The sequence below is a fragment of the Longispora sp. NPDC051575 genome (assembly GCF_040681875.1).
Classification (GTDB): domain Bacteria; phylum Actinomycetota; class Actinomycetes; order Mycobacteriales; family Micromonosporaceae; genus Longispora.
Map to the genome: position 1 here is coordinate 32102 of NZ_JBFAZP010000014.1, position 17477 is coordinate 49578.

A 17477-nucleotide genomic window follows, 5' to 3' on the forward strand; every position below is an offset into this window, starting at 1 on the left:
TCTTCTTCTAGAGAGAAATAGACACGCCGACCCTGGGGCTTCCCGTTTTGAAACCTCGAATGAGGTAGCATTTCGCGAAGTCTACAGATGGAGGCTGCGGCATGGCGCTGGTCCGGTTGCACGAAGAGTCCGAGGCGGGCCGTCGCCTGGCCGAGTTGGGGCTCGATTCCGAACTTCTGACCACGATCCTGCTGGCCGCCGACGCCGAAGCGCGGCTATACACCGAGCTCGACCCACCAGGCATGTCCGGTATGGCGCGGTATTCCCGCACGGTCCGGGGTCTACGTCAAGCGCTGTTGCCTCAGGGCTGGTCGTTCGACAACGTGATGAACCAGGCCCGCACCTTGTCCCCCGACCAGGACGTGGCGATCATCGCAACCCTCGGTGACATCAACGCCGGCAACCCCGACCCGGGAGTGGTGCCGACCCAGCAGCATCCCAAGGGGCAGGCCACAACCCGAGCAGTGGAATGCAACGGCCAACTCAGCCTGCTAGACCTGCCGGAGTTGCACTGGGCACCGCCTGCCATCTCGGGAACGACGACGTGGGTTCTGCTGTACCACCCGACCGAGGAACGGATTACCGCGGAGCTGTCACTTCCCGAGATGGTGGGCGAGAGGGGCCGCATCACCGCTTGGCGGGAGCGGATCGTACTGCCCGACATCATGCTCGAACCCGAGATCACACTCGCGATGCACTCCGAGCTTCCCGGCGACATGCTCGACATTCCCGTGGAACGCCGCTCCGCATAATCACTCGATTAACAATGGGACCATGCTGACACCTAGTCGCCTCACTCTCGCCCGCCAGCGCCGGGGCGTAACCAAGGTGCGGCTTGCCGAAAGCGTTGAACTGAGCGTCCGCAGCATTTCCGCCTACGAAAACGGCCACCAAGAGCCCAGCGCCCAGTCGCTGCACGACCTTGCCCGAGCGCTTGCGGTACCAGTCGCGTTCCTGGAAGCCGAAGAGGTCGACGAAATCCCCGCCGGAGCCATCAGCTTCCGGGCGCCTAGCAAACTCCCGGCCGCACGCCGGGACATGGCGCGCAGCGCTGGGCGGATCGGCGTGATGCTCGCAGACTGGATCACTGACCGGTTCCGGCTACCAACACCCGACGTGCCATCCCTGTCCCGACACAGCCCCGAGGACGCCGCCGCTATCGTCCGGGCGCGTTGGGGCCTCGGCGAGAGCCCCGTCGGCGACATGCTCCGACTCCTGGAATACCACGGAGTCCGAGTGTTCTCGCTGGCTGCCGAATGCGCCGACGTAGACGCGTTCTCATTCTACTGGCACGGCACCCCCTATGTCTTTCTCAACACATCGAAGTCCGGCGAACGGGGCCGGTTTGACGCCGCCCACGAACTCGGCCACCTCGTCCTACACGGCGACCATCGCGAGCCCCACGGGCCCGACGCGGAACAGGAAGCCAACCGCTTCGCGGCGTCGTTCTTGATGCCCGCAGCCAGTGTGCTGGCCCAGCCTCTGCGCAATGCTTCCATCGGGCAGGTGCTTGCCGCGAAGGCCATCTGGCGGGTGTCAGCGATGGCCTTGACTCATCGCCTCGGCGAACTCGGACTCCTCACCGAATGGGGATATCGCGCGGCGTTCGTCAACCTCGCGCGCGCCGGCTATCGTACCGACGAGCCCGGTGGCATCCCCCGAGAGACGTCCCAACTCCTCAGCAAGGTTTTCCGGGCCTTGCGCGCCGAAGGCATCACTCCGGCCACCGCAGCCCACGAGCTGCACATCACGGTGGACGAGTTGAATAGTCACGTGTTCGGGCTGATCCCCACCGTTGTCGGCGGTGGCAAGCAGACATCAATCGGTAGCCGGCCGAAACTTCGGCTCGTTCAGGCGGGCAAGGACTGAAACGTTTCGGCGGGCTGCGTCCGCAGGCTCGCTGAACGGCGGCCATGGCGTTCAGCGCCCACTGCGGTAGCCGGCGCCCGACGAGGTGAGGTTGGCGACGGCTGGAAGGAGCCTTCAGAAGTCGATGTGGCAGGCGGGAATCGAACGTCGTGGTATAGCGGCTATCGGAGTTCCACAGCCACTCCGTGGCGGTGGAGGTGGTCTGCGATCGGTTGCCGCTGGTCGGCGGGGAGGCTGAAGCCTAGGAGCCGCCGGGCTCTGGTGGCGGCGACGTAGAGGACGCGGACCGCTTCGGCAGTCGTCCCGGTAGCGCGCCCTGAGCGCCAGGCGTCGAGGGTGGTGGTGCCGAGGACTGTGTCGGGGACGTAGACGAGTACGGCGTCGGCTGCTTCGCCCTTGACCTGGTGGATGGTGCTCAGGCGGGGGGTGCCGGCCTGTGGAACTGAGGTCGGCAGGCCGGCTGCGGAGCGTGCGTTCTTCGTGCCGGTCAGGGTGAGTCTGGTGCCGGCGCGGGTAGCAGCCGGGGTAGGAGGGTGTGAGGTCAGGACCTGGGAGGCTGCAGCAGCCCAGGCGGCTGCCGGCTGGTCGAGGTCGGGCATGGCGGCGAGGGCTCGGTGGAGCAGGCGGTCCACGCTACTGGGGTCGAGGCCGTGGATGGTGAGGGTCTCAGCGGGTGTCTGGCGGTCGGCGTCGGGGTACCACCAGCGCAGGATGCTGCGGAGCAGGGTGTCGCGGGCGCTGTCGCGGATCTTGGCCGAGACGTGGGGGAACTCGGTCAGGGTCCCCACGGCCCAGGCTAGGGCGGCGGTCTTGGACTCCGGTGGGGCCGCTGGGCCGGCGTAGCCTTTCGGTAGTCCGCCGCGGGCGTGGGCGATGATCATGCAGTCGCTGGTGGGGATGTCGAGTTTCTGGTTGGCGTAGGTGAGGAAGTCGATCGCGGTTGTGTCGCGTCGGCTGCGCTGCTCGGCGTACAACAGGATCGGCGTGTTCTCGGCATGGTGGTCACCGAGGGCGGTGTCGGCCGGACGCGGCGGGCCGAGGCGCAGTGTGGCGGCGGCGCGGCAGATGTTAGTGGTGCTGCGCCAGTTGCTGGTGATGGTCCTTGGACCGAGCGTCGTGACGAGCGTGGCCAGGTCGGTGGTGCTGCCACCGCGGAAGCCGTAGATGGCTTGGTCGGGGTCGGCGACCAGGATCAGCGGCAGGCCCCGCCGGTGGAGCCGGTCGAGGATCTGCAAGTCGACCGTGGAGCAGTCTTGGGCTTCGTCCACGATCAGCTCGGCGTACTTCGCCGCCAGGAGAGCGACGAGTCGCGGCCCTTGGGTGGCGAGGTTGCGGCAGGCTCGTTCGCGCAGTTCATCGCCGGTGAGGTAGCCGTCCGCAGCGAGGTTCCGGCGTGTCGCGAGGGCGGCATGTTCCCAGCCGGGTGGCCGGGGCTGCCAGGCGGCGGCGCCGGTCGGTCGCCCCGACCAGGTGCCCGTGACCGGGTCGTAGGCGAAGTTCACGTCCGAGAGCTGGTAGCGCTTCTGGCCGCAGACGAACTCCCTGCGACTGGCCGGCGCGTCGCGCCAGGATTCCAGCCGCTGCCACCGTGTGCCGTCAGTGAGGAAGGGGCGCACCAGGTGAAGCCAGATGAACGTGTCGAGAGTGCCGATGAAGTGTGGATGCTCGACCAGCTCAAGCCGTACGGCAGAGGCGCAGCGGCGGTGGATCTCGGCGGCGGCCACCCGGGTGAAGGACGCGATCGCCCGGCCCTGCCGTCCGGGCACCGAGCGGTGCAGGTGCCGGTCGACGATAAGGCGGGTCTTCCCGGCACCCGGGCAGGCGATCACCGCGAACGGCGGATCTGCCGTGGCGAGCTGGGCCTGGTCGTCCCGCGCGGCGTGGCGCAGGGCGTCGATGCCGGGAGCGGTCACCCGGCCGGCTCGCTGGTGAGCCAAGTCAGCGCGGCGACGAGGTAGTCGGGAACCTGAAAGGTGCCCGTTGCGGCTTCCAGGAAATCCTGGGCGAAGTCGCCCTTGCGAAGCCCGTCACTTTGCATCTGCCTGGCCAGCTCCATGATCTGCTCCTGTGGATCGGTGATGGCGTCGATGACCCGCCAGGCCTGCTGCGACCGCTGGGGTTTCTGCCGCCGCCAGGCCGCCCGTACCGCTTCGGCGTTGCCTGCGGCGTACAACTCCGGCTCGAGAGTGCTGGCGGAGTGAAACACCTCAGCGTGACCGGCAGCTCCCAGCTTTTCGATCAAGGCTCGCAGGCCGTTGATCCGGTTCTCGCCGTTGCGCTGCGGGTTGTGCCGATCGGCGTCGGTGACAATCGCGACCCGGTGGCCGATGCGCACGCCATCGCAGCCGGTGAGCAGCACCCGCACGTACGGCTCGAAGTCCACCCCGTCGATCGGGACCAGGACCGCACCCAGAAACCGAGCCCGCTGCAGGGAACCGGCGGGGAAGAGCAACCGGGCAGCCGCCGGCACGATCAGTGCCTCGCCGATGCCCTCCACCAGAATCACCCGGGGGCTGAACAGCATCGCGCTGCGCGTGGCGTCCAGGTACCGGTTCAGCTTGGCGTGGAACTCGACGGACAGCCCGAGCCGGCCGACGCCGATCACCGCCGACTCGTATCGGGCCCAGCCGTCGGAAGGGATCCTGACCGGATCGGCCTGCGCTGGAGCCGCCTGTGGCGGGGCGGCGGTGGGCCGCACTGACCGACGCTGCACTACCACCAGGTCAGCCACGTCGATCGCCCCGGCCAGCGAAGGTGCATGCGTGGTGACGAGAACCTGGATGTGCCCCAGCCACTCCCCGTCGCCCGGACTGGTCCGGCTTGCGGCGGCGACCTCACGCAGGTAGTCCATGAGCAGGGCCTGCAACGGTGGGTGCAGGTGCGCCTCGGGCTCCTCGACCAGCAGCACGGTCAGGTCCGCCTGCGTCGCCGCGTCCAGCTGAGTGAGCACATACGCGATGTACAGCAGGTTGGCGTACCCCATCCCGGACTCGGCGATCTCGCGGGGCTCCAGGCCGGCGTCGGCCATCCGCAGCCGCAGACCACGCGCCAGCGACTGCAACGTCGCCGCCTCAAACCCCAGATCCGCTTCTTGCTCATAAGCCCCACGGGTCAGCCGGCCCAGCGGCTCGGCGATCCGCTCAGCGGCCGCGGCGATCAGTGGATGGCGCCCGACGTCGGTCAGGTGACCGCCCGCGTGTTCCAGTAGATCCTCGCGGGTGATCGGCTGCCCGGATGAATCCCGCACCGGGTTAGGCTCAGATAGCAGGTTCTCCATCACCGCCTGGATTCCCGCCGCCGAGGCGCCACCCAGCTCCCGGGCCGCATCCCGCAGGGCGGGAAGGTAGACATGCCGCAGCCGTTCCCGGGCGCCCGGCACCGGATCTGACGGATCAGCTCCGTTGCCAGCCACCCACTGCACCTGCCCGCGGAGCTGCCCCACCGCTGGCGGGGTGTATCGCAGCCCGAACACCGCTTCGGTCAGATCAGGGCCCATCCCATGCACGTACGAGGCGATTTCTGAGACAGGACCAGTGAAGGCCCCCGAGATCTGCACCCCAGAGCAATCCGGCCCCCGGAACACGTCATCGGCGTCGAGATAGCGGCCACGGCGCCCGTCCAGCGGCTCCGTTAGTAACCGCACCGCATCCAACAGATTCGACTTGCCGCCGTTGTTCTCACCCACCACGACGGTGACGTCCCGCAACAGGTCAACAGACACCGACGACATCGACCGGAACCCGGTCACCTCAAGCCGACTGAGATACACGAACACCCCCGCGCAACAAGACTTTCAGGGTAGACCCGCCACGGTCGCGGTCGCGAGCGCGACCCGGTTGATCAGTATGGTCTTCAGCCGTTCGGCTTCAAAGACTGCGGGAGCTGTGAACCGAGCCGTGGCGACGATCGCGGCGACGTCGGCGCGGTAGATCGGCAGCGCGACCTGAGTGGGGTCGCCAGCGGCCAGCGTTGCCCGATCGGGGTCGGATTCACCCTCGAGTTCGGGGCAGGTCAAGCGAGGACCGGGTGGGCTCGATGTACTGCGAGTCCACCGACGCTGCGATCAACCCGCGAGGATTCACTCACCCTGACCGGCCATCGGCCCTTGGCGGGTGGCCGCCTTTCGGGTTAAGTGGTGCCTGGACGGAGGGAGCCCCCATGGATGATCTAGAGCGACTGCGAGCGGAGCGCGAGGAGGAGCTGAAGTACTTCGGCGATCCTCCTCGGTTCGATGTACGCATGTTCCCACTCCTCGGTGTTGACGTAGACGGCTCCGTCGGGATCACCCGGCATGCGGACGCCTATGAGTTGCGTCAGGTCGTGGCGGAGATCGGCATGCAGTTCAAGCGGGAGCTGCGGTTCGACCTTCCACCCTTCGATCCGGATGACCCCCGTCGGGACGGGGTGCTCATATTGTCGAGGCGCTTTACCGCGACTTTCGCTATCGCTGCTGGGGCTGCCGAGTTCGTTGAGGACGACGGTGGTTGGACGATGACGTGGATTTGGCTGCACCCGTACGAACGCGGCGGAGAGCTCATCGAGCGCGCATGGGAAGAGTTGGAAGGCCGCTACGGCGAATTTCGGATCGACGGGCCATTCTCGCCAGCGATGCGGGCGTTCCTTGCCCGTCAGCAGATCCCCGACGGCCGCCTCCTGGGCTAAGCTGGAGCCCCGGTTGTCAGAGTTCGACGCATCTGCGGGTCATGCCCATCGTCCCTAAGAAGGATCATCGGGTGGTGATGGCTCGGACCAGGTTCTCCTGGAGTGGGACTGGTCGAGCGGGTGGATCAGGAGTGGCTAGGCTGGAACAGGGGTTGGTGTCACCGACGCGGCCGGGCACCAGCGGTCCCTTGTCGACAAGGTGCCGAGCTTCACGACTGTGGACATCAATCCACAGACCACCCTGCCGGTACTGATGACGGTCTGCTGCACTGTGGTGTCGATCGACCAGACGGTGCCGGCGGGACCACCGCTGCTGGTGGTGTCGGCTGCGGTCGACGGAGTGACAGGGGAGGATGGCACTGATCAGTTCCGAGAAATTCGGTGGTGGGGACCGCCGAGTGTCACGCATGCTCCTGGGAATGGGCATGTTGGACGCGGTCGCGGCGCGAGTGGCTGCCGGAGCGAAGGTCGAGTTCCGGCCGACCGGGTCGTCGATGGTTCCACTGGTCAAGAGCTGTCAGTTGGTGACCGTGGTCCCGGTTGACGCGACGAAGCTTGACGTCGGAGACATCAACCGGGGCCGGGTCAACGGGTGGAGAAGCCATGATCGGGTGTTCGGGATCTGCATCGCCGTCGACGGCAACGCGAGACCGGGCGCGGCGGGCAAGGCGCGGCCGTAGGCGACTGCCAGCTATCGGTTGAGTCTGAGAAGTCTTCTGAGCGCGAATCAGATGACTTGGGTCAGTTTCTCGGCGGGCCGAGCGAAACGCGATGGCAAATCGATAGTCAACGGTGGATCTAAACGCAGGAGCAACAACGGAGCAACACGGCCGATTTTCGGGCCGATGCAGCCCAAGGTGGATCTTCATAGCACCAGGTCAAAGCCATTTTTCGAGCATCTGACCCGAAATCCTACGGATCAGAAGGTTAGGGGTTCGAGTCCCTTCGGGCGCACATAGTTTGACCTGGGCTCCTTCCTCCACACGGAGGATAGGGGCCCAGGTCATTTTTGGCCCTGGGCGGGGCGGTCTCCTGGCGTTCCCGCCGTTTCCGCTGAGTGCTGGAACACCTGAGCAGCATGAGTCTGGCGATCCAACTGGTGAGTCGCTCGGGGTGCTCACGGTCCATGCCTGACGTAGTAGCTCCGCACGCGCCGGTGCGACTCGCACGTACCCGCAGCGGTTAGGTGTTGATTTGCCTCTCGGCGCCCTCAGAGGTGTCCACCAGCCGTTTCCCAGTCGGCTGTGGCGACGACGGCGGGTCGAAGGGGGTCAGCCCTGTGCGATCCGTTCGTAGCCGGTTAAGCAGCTGTCGTCCCGGACTGCTCGATCATCAGGTTCTCAACCGCCAGCTGTGCCCGGCGGCTGCCTGAGGCTGAGCTGAAGAGCACTTGTACCTACGTCGTCACTTCTTGGTGCGGCGTCCGTTGGCGCTCTTGTAACGGGTGAACGGCACCTGCTGGAACAGATGCCGTTCTGAACTCCCGGTCCCCCGAGGGAAAGAGCGTTCATGCACGCAACGAAGAAGCATCGGGACCGGACACGGCACCGGTGGACACCCTGGCAGATCATCAGCGCTCTGGGCGCGGTAGCCACACTGGTCACCGCAGTGGCAGGTCTTGTCGCAGCAGTGAAATAGGAAGTAGGTCGGGCGGCTCGTCCATAAGGTGAGTCGCCCGCCGCGGCACTGGCCCGGTGTTCAGGGTTAGGTCTGTGTGTCGGTGAGGCGTCGTCGGGGGTCGTATGACCTTTCCAACCGCTGTTATAGAAGCGCACCGGAAGTGGGTCGGCTGGTATTTTGGGCCGGTGCAGGCGGCCGCGTTCCTCGTGGCGGGGGCCCCGGGAGCGGGAAAGAGCACCCTCGCCGAGCTCCTCCTCGCCCGCCTGACCCCACCCCCAGCATTGCTGGACAAGGACACCATCTACGGCCAGTTCGTCACGACCACCCTATCGGTCGCAGGACGGCCGAACGGTGAGCGCGAAGGCGCCTGGTACAACGCCCACGTCAAACCCCACGAGTACGACGGCCTGGCCCAGACCGCTGCCCAGATCCGCGCCCACGGCTGCCCGGTGCTGCTGTGCGCCCCGTTCACCGAGCAGATCCACGACCAAGACACGTGGGACAGCTACGTCGACGCGCTCGGCGGCGGCCACGTCGAGCTGATCTGGGTGCGGTCGGACCCACACACCCTGCGGACGCGGATCACGGCCCGGGCACTCGATCGCGACGCCGGCAAACTCCAGCACTGGGACGCCTTCCTCACCGGCGTGCGCCTGGGCGCCGCGCCCGTGGTGGCGCACCGCGAGATCGACAACCGGCTCGCCGCGCCCGACCTGGCCGGTCAGGCCGACGCCCTGCTCGCGGCGCTCGTCGACCGACGACGACCGTCGATCACGCCTGTCGGATAGCCGCACAGTTCCCGCTCGGCTGAGCGGGTGCGCCGGTCACGCAGGCGTGATCGCCCCAGGCCCGTTGAGGTCTTTGCCGTTTCGTCTTTCCGGGCGCCTGACGCCTGTGTTCCCGCGAGGAGTTCTGTCATGTCCCTGCTGTCGGTGGTTGAGCAACACGTCCGGGTGGCGGTGGCGAGGGTACTGGATGTCGACGCCGCCCTCGTCGATCCGATGGTCCGCCGCTCCGACTACGGCGACCTGCAAGTCAACGGCGCCCTGGCGCTGGCCAAGAGGTTGGGCCGCGATCCGAGGGAGGCCGCAGCGGCGGTCGCGGAGCTCCTCGAACAGGAGGGGCTGATCGAGGCTTCGGAGGTGTCCGGGCCGGGATTCGTGAACCTGACGGTCTCCGGCAACGCGCTGTGGCAGCGGTTGGCGGTGCTCGCCGGGGATCCGCGACTCGGGGTGCCCGCCGACGGGGGTGGCACGGCGGTGGTCGACTACTCCCAGCCCAACGTCGCCAAGTCCATGCACGTCGGCCACCTGCGCAGCACCGTGATCGGTGACGCGCTCGTCCGGTGTCTGGAGTTCACCGGCAGCACGGTCGTCCGGCGCAATCATGTCGGGGACTGGGGCACCCAGTTCGGCATGCTCCTGGAGTTGATGCTCGAGCAGCCGGAGCGTTGGTCGCTGTCGGCTGACGAGTCCGGCTCGCAGGCCATCGCCCGGCTCAACGTGCTCTACCGCGACGCGCGGGCCCGGTTCACCACCGACCCGGCCTTCGCCGACCGGGCCCGCACCCGGGTGGTGGCGTTGCAGGCCGGCGATCCGGCGACTCTGGCGGCTTGGGTCGACATCGTCGGAGAATCGAAGATCTACTTTCAGGAGGTGTACGAACGGCTCGGTGTCCTCCTCACCGACGCCGACGTGGTGGGCGAGAGCTTCTACAACCCGTACCTGCACGACCTCGCCGAGGATCTGCGGCGGCGGGGGATCGCCGTGCAGAGTGACGGGGCGCTGTGCGTGTTCTTCGACGACATCTGCGGCCCCGACGGCGACCCGGTCCCGTTGATCGTGCGCAAGAGCGACGGCGGATTTGGGTACGCTGCCACGGACCTCGCCGCCATCCGTGACCGGGTGGAAAGGCTCGGTGCCACCCGGTTGATGTATGTCGTGGACTCGCGTCAGGCCCTGCACTTCCGGATGGTCATCGACACCGCCCGGCGCGCCGGCTACCTGCCCGACCACGTCACGGCCGAGCACGTGTCGTTCGGGTCGGTCCTGCGCGCCGACGGCCGGCCGTTCAAGACCCGGGACGGGGACACGTTCCGGCTGATCGAGCTCCTCGACGAGGCCGTGGACCGCGCCCGGGTCACCGTGCGGGCCAAGAACCCGGGCCTCGACGGCGACGCCCTCACCGAGCGGGCCCGGGAGGTGGCCATCGGCGGGGTGAAGTACGCCGACCTGTCGACCAGCAGGACCCGGGACTACCTGTTCGACCTGGACCGGATGCTCAGCCTGCAGGGCAACACCGGCGTGTACCTGCAGTACGCCCACGCCAGGATCAACTCCATCCTCGCCAAGGCCCCGGCACCCGACGGCGTCACCGACACCGTCGAGTGGGAACCGGCCGAGCGGGCACTGGTACTCAAACTCGACGGGTTCGCCGAGGCGGTCGCCGCAGTGGTCGCCGGGTCTGAACCCCACCGGCTGTGCGGGTACCTCTACGACCTCGCCCAGACCTACAGCGCCTTCCACGAGAACTGCCCAGTCATCAAGGCGCCCACGGCCGAGGTCCGGAGCAATCGGGTGGTCCTGTGTCAGGTCACCGGGGCGACCCTGCGCCTGGGGCTCGGCCTGCTGGGCATCGCCTCCCCCGAACAGCTGTAGGCGCCGACCTCGGGTACCCGACACCGGGTACCCGAGATCGGTGTTGAAGCTGCACTCTCGTCGCCGAAGATGTCCTCGACCGAGGGCGAGCCCCCGCAGAACCCGCCGCTGCTGCCCGAAGTCCCGCCGTGCGCACTGCGCGGGATGGGCCAGTAGCACCGTGGGGGACTCCGCCGACGAGCCGTCGCCCACGGTACCTGTCACGCGGAACGCGGCGGCGCTGCCCGTGGTACCAGGAAAAGGTCATGGTCCGTGCCTTCGGGGATCGTCCCCACGGTGACCCACGACCCCGGCGCTCCGTCGAGGACTTCCTCGCGGCGGCCGGGCGGAGGTCGCGTGGACGGGCGACGACGCGCTGACCTGGGCGATCCGGCCTAAACTGCCCCGAGCTGCGCCCGCACCATCCACCGTCTCCCGCCGTGAGGAACCCGACCATGGACGACGCCTACGACCCGCACGCCATCCTCGACAAGTGGATCCGGGTCTGGGACGAGCGGGGCTCGTTCGAGGCCGGTTCGCTCACCGGGGACGCGGACCCCGGGCGCGAGCGGTCCTATGTGGTGAGCATGCTGCCGTACCCGTCCGGTGACCTGCACATGGGCCACGCGGAGGTGTACTCGATCAGCGACGTGATGGCCCGGTTCCTCCGGATGCGCGGCGTCGACGTGCTCAACGCGATCGGCTGGGACTCCTTCGGCCTGCCGGCGGAGAACGCGGCCATGAAGCGGGGCCTGCACCCGAAGGCGTGGACCTACGACAACATCGCCATCCAGGCCGAGTCGTTCCGCAGGATGGGGATCTCCTTCGACTGGCGTACCCGGCTGCACACCTCCGACCCCGAGTACTACCGCTGGAACCAGTGGCTGTTCCTGCGCCTCCGCGAGCACGGCCTGGCCTACCGCAAGGAGGCCGCGGTCAACTGGTGCCCCACCGACCGGACGGTGCTGGCCAACGAGCAGGTCGTCGACGGCAGGTGCGAGCGGTGCGGTGCCACCGTGATCCAGCGCGCGCTGACCCAGTGGTTCTTCCGGACCACCGCCTACGCGCAGCGGCTGCTGGACGACATGGCCGAGCTGGAGGGGCGGTGGCCGGACGACATCCTCGCGATGCAGCGCAACTGGATCGGCCGTTCGGAGGGCGCGCACGTCGACTTCGCCGTCGAGGGGCGGGCCGAGCCGCTGCGGGTGTTCACCACCCGCCCGGACACCCTGTACGGCGCGACGTTCCTCGTGGCGGCCGTGGACTCCCCGCTCGCCGACGAGCTGTGCGCGCCGCAGGCCCGGGGCGAGTTCGAGGCCTACCGGGCCGGTGTCGCCTCGGCGACCGACATCGACCGGCTGGCCACCAACCGGGCGAAGACGGGGGTGGACCTGGGCCGGTACGCGATCAATCCGGTCAACGGCGAGCGGATCCCGGTCTACGCCTCCGACTACGTGCTGGCCGGCTACGGGACCAGCGTGATCATGGGGGTGCCGGCGCACGACACCCGCGACGGCGACTTCGCCACGGCACTCGGCCTGCCCGTGCGGACGGTCGTCGACGGCGAGGGCCCGGGCGTCATGGTCAACTCGGCCGGCTACGACGGGCAGACCCCGGCCGACGCCGGCCGCGCGATCGTCGCCGAGCTGGCGGCCACGGGCCGGGCCGGCGCGGCGGTGAACTACCGGCTGCGCGACTGGCTGCTGTCCCGGCAGCGGTTCTGGGGCACGCCGATCCCGATCGTGCACTGTCCCGCCTGCGGCGAGGTGGCGGTGCCCGACGAGCAGCTGCCGGTGACACTGCCCGAGGACGGCTACGAGCTGAAGCCGACCGACGGCCGGTCCCCGCTGGCGACCGCCGAGGCGTGGGTGGCGGTGGACTGCCCGGCGTGCGGCGGCCCGGCCAGCCGGGACACCGACACGATGGACACGTTCGTGGACTCCTCGTGGTACTTCCTGCGCTACCCGAACCCGCACTACACCGAGGGGCCGTTCGACCCGGCGGGTATCGCGCGCTGGCTGCCGGTCGACGAGTACATCGGCGGCAAGGAGCATGCCACCGGGCACCCGATGTACGCCCGGTTCCTCACCAAGGCGCTGCACGACATGGGGATGCTGCCGTTCGTCGAGCCGTTCGTCCGCCTGACCAACCAGGGCCAGGTGCTGATGGACGGGCGGGCCATGTCCAAGAGCCTCGGCAACCTGGTCAACCTCCAGGACCAGATCAGCCTGTACGGGCCGGACGCCGTGCGGGTCACGATGGTGTTCGCCGGGCCGCCGGAGGACGACGTCGACTGGGCGGACGTGTCGCCGGCCGGCGCGGTCAAGTGGCTGGGTCGGATCTGGCGCCTCGCCGGCGAGGTGGCGCCCGCCACCGGGGAGCCGCTGAAGCCCTCCGACCTGCGGCGTGAGACCCACCGGCTGGTGGCCGAGGCCACCACCGGCATGGCGGCCAAGCGGCTCAATGTCGCCATCGCGCACCTGATGAAGCTGACCACCGTGCTCCGCAGGGCGGTCGAGGCCGGCGGGGGCGCGGATCCCGGGGTGCGGGAGGGCGCCGAGATGCTGGCGCGGATGCTCTCGTGCTTCGCGCCGTTCACCGCCGAGGAGGCGTGGGAGCGGCTCGGCCACCCGGCGTCGATCATCGACCAGCGCTGGCCCGAGGCCGATCCGCAGCTGGTGGCCCGGGACAGCGCGGTGTGCGTGATCCAGGTCAACGGGAAGCTCCGCGACCGGCTCGACGTGCCGGCCGACATCACCGAGGAGGCGCTGCGGGACCTGGCGCTGAACTCGGACCGGGTCCGAGCCGAGCTCGCCGGGTCCGAGGTGACGAAGGTGGTCGTGCGCGGAGATCACCGACGACGTCGCCAACGTGATCATCGCGCAGTTGCTGCACCTGCAGTCCGAGAGCGCCGACCTGGAGATCGCGCTCTACATCAACTCGCGGGGCGGCTCCTACAGCGCGCTGACCGCGATCTACGACACGATGCAGTACGTCCGGCCGGACGTCGCCACGTTGTGCGTCGGGCAGGCGTCCTCGGCGGCGGCCGTGCTGCTGGCGGCGGGGACGCCCGGGAAGCGGACGGTGCTCCGGCACGCCAAGGTGGTGCTGCACCAGCCTTCCACGGAGGAGGGCTCGTTCGACGTGACCCAGGGGACGCTGCCCGACCTGGCGATCCGGGCCCGGGAGGTGTCGCGGGTGCGGGCCGAGATGGACGACATTCTCAGCCGGCACACGGGTCATCCGGTGCAGAAGATCCACCATGACATCGACCGGCACAAGACGTTCAGCGCCGCAGAGGCGGTGGAATACGGCCTGGCCGATCAGGTCATCGCGTCGGTGAAGGCGGTGCCGGGAGCCTAGGTGGCCAGAGGTCGGGAGGCTAGGCGGTCAGAGGTCGGGTGGCCACGCGGGCAGCGGGAAGGCGCTGCCGGGAGGTCGAGCGGCCAGGGCGAAGGCTGCCGGGGGTCAGGCGGCCAGGGGGAAGGCTCCCGGGAGGTCAGGCGGCCAGGGCGTAGGCGTCGCCGGCTCGCCGGACCGGCGACGTCGCCACCTCGAACCGGCCCACGGTCGCCCGGCGGACCGGAACCGTGGCGGCCACGCCGTTCTTCGCCGAGATCTGGAAGGCGACGGCGACGAGCAGCTCCGAAAGCTCGATGCCGAGCGCGGCGCACAGTGCCGCGAGCACCTCCGAGGAGGCCTCCTTCAGGCCGCGTTCCAGTTCCGACAGGTAGGGCATGGAGACCCGGGCCTGGAGCGCGACCTCGGCCAGGGTCCGCCCCTGTTCGAGGCGCATGCGCCGCAGGGTGTCGCCCAGCGCGGAGCGCAGCAGCACACGACGCGGAGTCGCCTGGGCGTGGGCACCGTCCGCCGGATTCAGCATGTGACCTTTATAGCGAGGCGGGCCGCGCCCTGACACCCGAGTTCGCTACGGGCAGAGAAGGCCGCGTCGGTAGCCGAGCCGCGCACCCGAGCCGTTCGCCGAGCCGTTCGCCGAGCCGCGCACCCGGCCTCGCCGTCGACGCGCCCGGCGCCAGCGGTACCCCCCAGGTCCTGGATCTGTTCGAAGCCCTGACCCCGCTGGGCGCCACCGACGCGCAACGCATCGCCGGGACGACCAGCGGACTCAGGGAACATTCCTGACATTCGAGGGGTACTCAGGCGCCGAGCAGCTTCTCCACGAGCGCCCTGGAGTCGGTGAGCGCCGACTGCCGGTACGCCACCACCGGGGTGAGCATGTCCTCGGCGGCGCCACCGAAGACGAGCCGCAGCGGCGGTTCGGCCATCGCGGCGATCCCGGTGACGACCGTCGCGTAGATGTCGGCCGGGGCGGCGACGGTGTTGTCGCGCATGCTCCGCAGGCCGGTGTCCACGGGTGCGACCACGTCCCGGTACGCGTCGATCCGGGTGTCGGGCTGGTGCACCTTGTCGCCGTAGGAGGTGCTGAAGCCGCCCAGTTGCAGGATGCTCACCTTCACGCCCAGGTGGCCGGCCTCCATGTGCACCGACTCGGCGAGTCCCTCCAGGGCGTGCTTGCTGGCCGTGTACGCCGACAGCCCGGGCAGGGCGAACATGCCCGACACCGAGGAGGCGAAGATCGCGTGCCCCCGACCGGCGGCCCGCCAGTGCGGCAGCGCGGCGCGTACCAGTCGCCAGGGCCCGTAGAGGTTCGCGTCGAGCTGGGCGTGCAGTTCGGAGTCGGTGACCTCCTCGACGACCCCGAACTGCCCGTAGCCGGCGTTGTTGACCAGCACGTCGAGGCCGCCGAACCGCTCGACGGCCAGCTCCACGGCAGCGGTGCACTGCGCGGGGTCGGTGACGTCGAGGGCGGCGGTCACGATGTGCGGGCCCGCCGCCGCGAGGTCGGCGAGAGAGGACTCGTCCCGGGCGGTGATCACGGCCCGGGTGCCGGAGTCGGCGAGGCGTTGGGCTAGTGCCCGACCCAGACCGCTGGAGCAACCGGTTACCAGCCAACGTCGTTCAGTCATCGTGCCAGGGTGGAGACGGCCGACCACTGTGTCCAGTCAACTGGCGGTTGGCCGACAGTTCGGGTCGTCGGTGCGGGCCGGCCGGGTGACGGCCCCTCAACCGTCACCCGGCACCCGTCGGATCAGTGGTTCGGGTCCACGGAGACGTGGATGTGGTCGTAGTGGCAGGTAGTCCACTGGTTCTTGTACTTCGACGGGTTGGTCTTCTTCAGCTTCTGGAGCGCGGCCAGCTTGGTCCGCGGGTAGTCGCACCCGCCCCCGCCCCGGCTCGTGTTCCAGCCCCCGTCGGCGTACGCGAACGCCCCGTACCAGATCTCGTAGGCCATGCCCTTGTTGTTGCCGTTGGTCCGCAGCCATCCGGACAGCTTGTCGCCGTTGGTCTTGTTCAGGAACAGGTCGCAGGCGTCGCCGGTGTTGTGGGCGCTGCCGGGATCCTTCCGCCGGCAGCCGTAGCTGAAGCTGTACCCGGCCGACTTGGCGTGCGCCTGGGTGTACTTGAGAAGGTTGCACATCTTCTGCGACGTCTGGCCGGGGTTCTTCTTCCAGTCCTTGACGCACGCGGCCACGGCGGCGGACGACTCGCCCGCGACGGAGTCACCGGCGGCGCTGGCGGCCACCGAGCCGCCGGCGATCAGGGCGCCGATCGCGGCGACGGCGATGGCGAACTGTGCGAACCGCGACATGCCTGACAGACGTTTCATGGCGGACTCCTCCGATGGTGGCAGGGGGCGGGGTGCCCCGGTGCCACCAGCAGAAGGCCGGGCGGGGGTGGCTCACAACGCGTCCGGCGGGCCGGGTCAGTCCCGGACAGTCCGGGACGCCATGGCCGCGCTGGTGGTTGGTCACGTGGAGTGCGGCCGGCGCGGTCGGCCACCCGGGATCAGGCCGGACCGGTCACACGGAATCCGCCGGCCCGGGCGACAAACCACAAGCCCTCGACGGGTACGCCCGCGCGAGCGGTCAGCGCTTCCCCCGCCGGGGGTTCGGCGCGCCGCGCCGGTGTCCCGACTTCTTGGCCGACTCCGCGCTCGGCGCCGGGGCCCGGCCGCGGGTGCTGTTCGCGGTCCGGCCGCGCACGATGCCGATCATCTCCTCGACCAGCTCGGTCTGCCGGTCCCGCCGCCACACGAGCGCGACGGACGACTGCGGCGCGTCGGTGACCACCCGGTACGCGAGATCGCGACGGTTGTGCAGCCGGGCGAGCGACTGCGGAACCAGCATGACGCCGACGCTCGCGGCCACGAACTCGACCGCCGACGCGGTGGTGGCCGGCCGGTGCTCGGTCGCCGGGGCCGCCGAGGCGCCGGTCCAGTCGAGCACGTCGTCCAGCGGCTGGGTCAGCGTCTGGCCGGCGAGATCGGCGAGGCTGAGCTCGTCCTCGGCCCCGGCGAGCTGATGATCACGCGAGAACACGACGACCGTCGCCTCGGTGTACAACGGAATGGCGTGGAATATGTCCTGATCCACCGGAAGTCGTACCAGTCCGGCGTCAGCTTGTTCCGACAGCAGCGGCCCGAGCTGGGCGTGTTCGGTCGGCGTGACCCGCAGGTCCACCTCCGGCAGCCGCTCGGACCACACCCGGCTCCACTTGTCCACCGTGACGCCGGGGACGATCAGCAACCGGAAAGTCGGGGGGCGGCGATCCTCGGCGGCGGGCATGCTGGTCAGGGTACTGGGGGATCCGCCCGGCCCGTTGCCGGCC

13 protein-coding genes and 2 pseudogenes are annotated in these 17477 nt (G+C 69.0%); 8 read left to right on the forward strand and 7 right to left on the reverse strand.

Features of this window, described 5'->3' with window-relative positions:
- Window positions 1-101: 101 nt before the first annotated feature.
- Together AB0M43_RS35355 and AB0M43_RS35360 are read left to right on the forward strand one after the other, a co-directional pair.
- A complete protein-coding gene (locus tag AB0M43_RS35355; protein WP_363731208.1) occupies window positions 102-752 on the forward strand; it encodes a hypothetical protein in 651 nt (216 codons plus the stop codon).
- 22 nt (window positions 753-774) lie between these two features.
- Complete coding sequence (locus AB0M43_RS35360; RefSeq protein ID WP_363731210.1) at window positions 775-1869, forward strand: XRE family transcriptional regulator; 1095 nt, start codon at window positions 775-777, stop codon at window positions 1867-1869.
- A gap of 161 nt (window positions 1870-2030) precedes the next feature.
- On the opposite strand, the gene AB0M43_RS35365 is transcribed toward AB0M43_RS35360, so the two are convergent.
- From AB0M43_RS35365 to AB0M43_RS35375, 3 genes are read right to left on the reverse strand one after another with little or no spacing between them, the layout of a single operon-like run.
- Window positions 2031-3782 carry an ATP-dependent helicase gene (locus tag AB0M43_RS35365; protein ID WP_363731213.1) on the reverse strand — a complete coding sequence of 584 codons (1752 nt, stop codon included), beginning with the start codon at window positions 3780-3782 and terminating at the stop codon, window positions 2031-2033.
- On the reverse strand, window positions 3779-5644 hold the full coding sequence (locus AB0M43_RS35370; protein WP_363731215.1) for an AAA family ATPase: 1866 nt from the start codon (window positions 5642-5644) through the stop codon (window positions 3779-3781). Before AB0M43_RS35370 ends, AB0M43_RS35365 begins: the two co-directional genes overlap by 4 nt.
- A gap of 18 nt (window positions 5645-5662) precedes the next feature.
- Window positions 5663-5884 carry a hypothetical protein gene (locus tag AB0M43_RS35375; RefSeq protein WP_363731216.1) on the reverse strand — a complete coding sequence of 74 codons (222 nt, stop codon included), beginning with the start codon at window positions 5882-5884 and terminating at the stop codon, window positions 5663-5665.
- A 143-nt stretch (window positions 5885-6027) separates the two neighbouring features.
- On the opposite strand from AB0M43_RS35375, the gene AB0M43_RS35380 reads away from it, so the two are divergent.
- From AB0M43_RS35380 to AB0M43_RS35405, 6 genes and pseudogenes are all read left to right on the forward strand, one after another.
- Window positions 6028-6531, forward strand: a complete 504-nt coding sequence (locus AB0M43_RS35380) for a hypothetical protein (protein WP_363731217.1) — start codon at window positions 6028-6030, stop codon at window positions 6529-6531.
- Between the two features lie 425 nt (window positions 6532-6956).
- Complete coding sequence (locus AB0M43_RS35385; RefSeq protein ID WP_363731220.1) at window positions 6957-7211, forward strand: hypothetical protein; 255 nt, start codon at window positions 6957-6959, stop codon at window positions 7209-7211.
- Window positions 7212-8273: 1062 nt separating this feature from the next.
- On the forward strand, window positions 8274-8939 hold the full coding sequence (locus tag AB0M43_RS35390; protein ID WP_363731223.1) for an AAA family ATPase: 666 nt from the start codon (window positions 8274-8276) through the stop codon (window positions 8937-8939).
- 129 nt (window positions 8940-9068) lie between these two features.
- A complete protein-coding gene (gene argS / locus AB0M43_RS35395) occupies window positions 9069-10808 on the forward strand; it encodes an arginine--tRNA ligase (RefSeq protein WP_363731224.1) in 1740 nt (579 codons plus the stop codon).
- A gap of 434 nt (window positions 10809-11242) precedes the next feature.
- Window positions 11243-13537 (forward strand): annotated as a pseudogene (gene leuS / locus AB0M43_RS35400) (leucine--tRNA ligase); the annotation flags it as partial.
- Window positions 13538-13658: 121 nt separating this feature from the next.
- Window positions 13659-14150 (forward strand): ATP-dependent Clp protease proteolytic subunit, encoded by a 492-nt coding sequence (locus tag AB0M43_RS35405; protein WP_363731226.1) that lies wholly within the window; start codon window positions 13659-13661, stop codon window positions 14148-14150.
- A gap of 274 nt (window positions 14151-14424) precedes the next feature.
- Here AB0M43_RS35405 and AB0M43_RS35410 read toward each other — a convergent pair.
- From AB0M43_RS35410 to AB0M43_RS35425, 4 genes and pseudogenes are all read right to left on the reverse strand, one after another.
- Window positions 14425-14670: pseudogene (locus tag AB0M43_RS35410) on the reverse strand (helix-turn-helix transcriptional regulator); the annotation flags it as partial.
- 274 nt (window positions 14671-14944) lie between these two features.
- Entirely contained in the window at window positions 14945-15775 is an 831-nt protein-coding gene (locus AB0M43_RS35415; RefSeq protein ID WP_363731229.1) for an SDR family oxidoreductase, read from the reverse strand.
- Between the two features lie 122 nt (window positions 15776-15897).
- Window positions 15898-16476: a hypothetical protein gene (locus AB0M43_RS35420; protein WP_363731231.1), complete on the reverse strand. Its 579-nt coding sequence runs from the start codon at window positions 16474-16476 to the stop codon at window positions 15898-15900.
- Between the two features lie 259 nt (window positions 16477-16735).
- Window positions 16736-17434: a LysR family substrate-binding domain-containing protein gene (locus tag AB0M43_RS35425; RefSeq protein ID WP_363731234.1), complete on the reverse strand. Its 699-nt coding sequence runs from the start codon at window positions 17432-17434 to the stop codon at window positions 16736-16738.
- Window positions 17435-17477 lie beyond the last annotated feature (43 nt).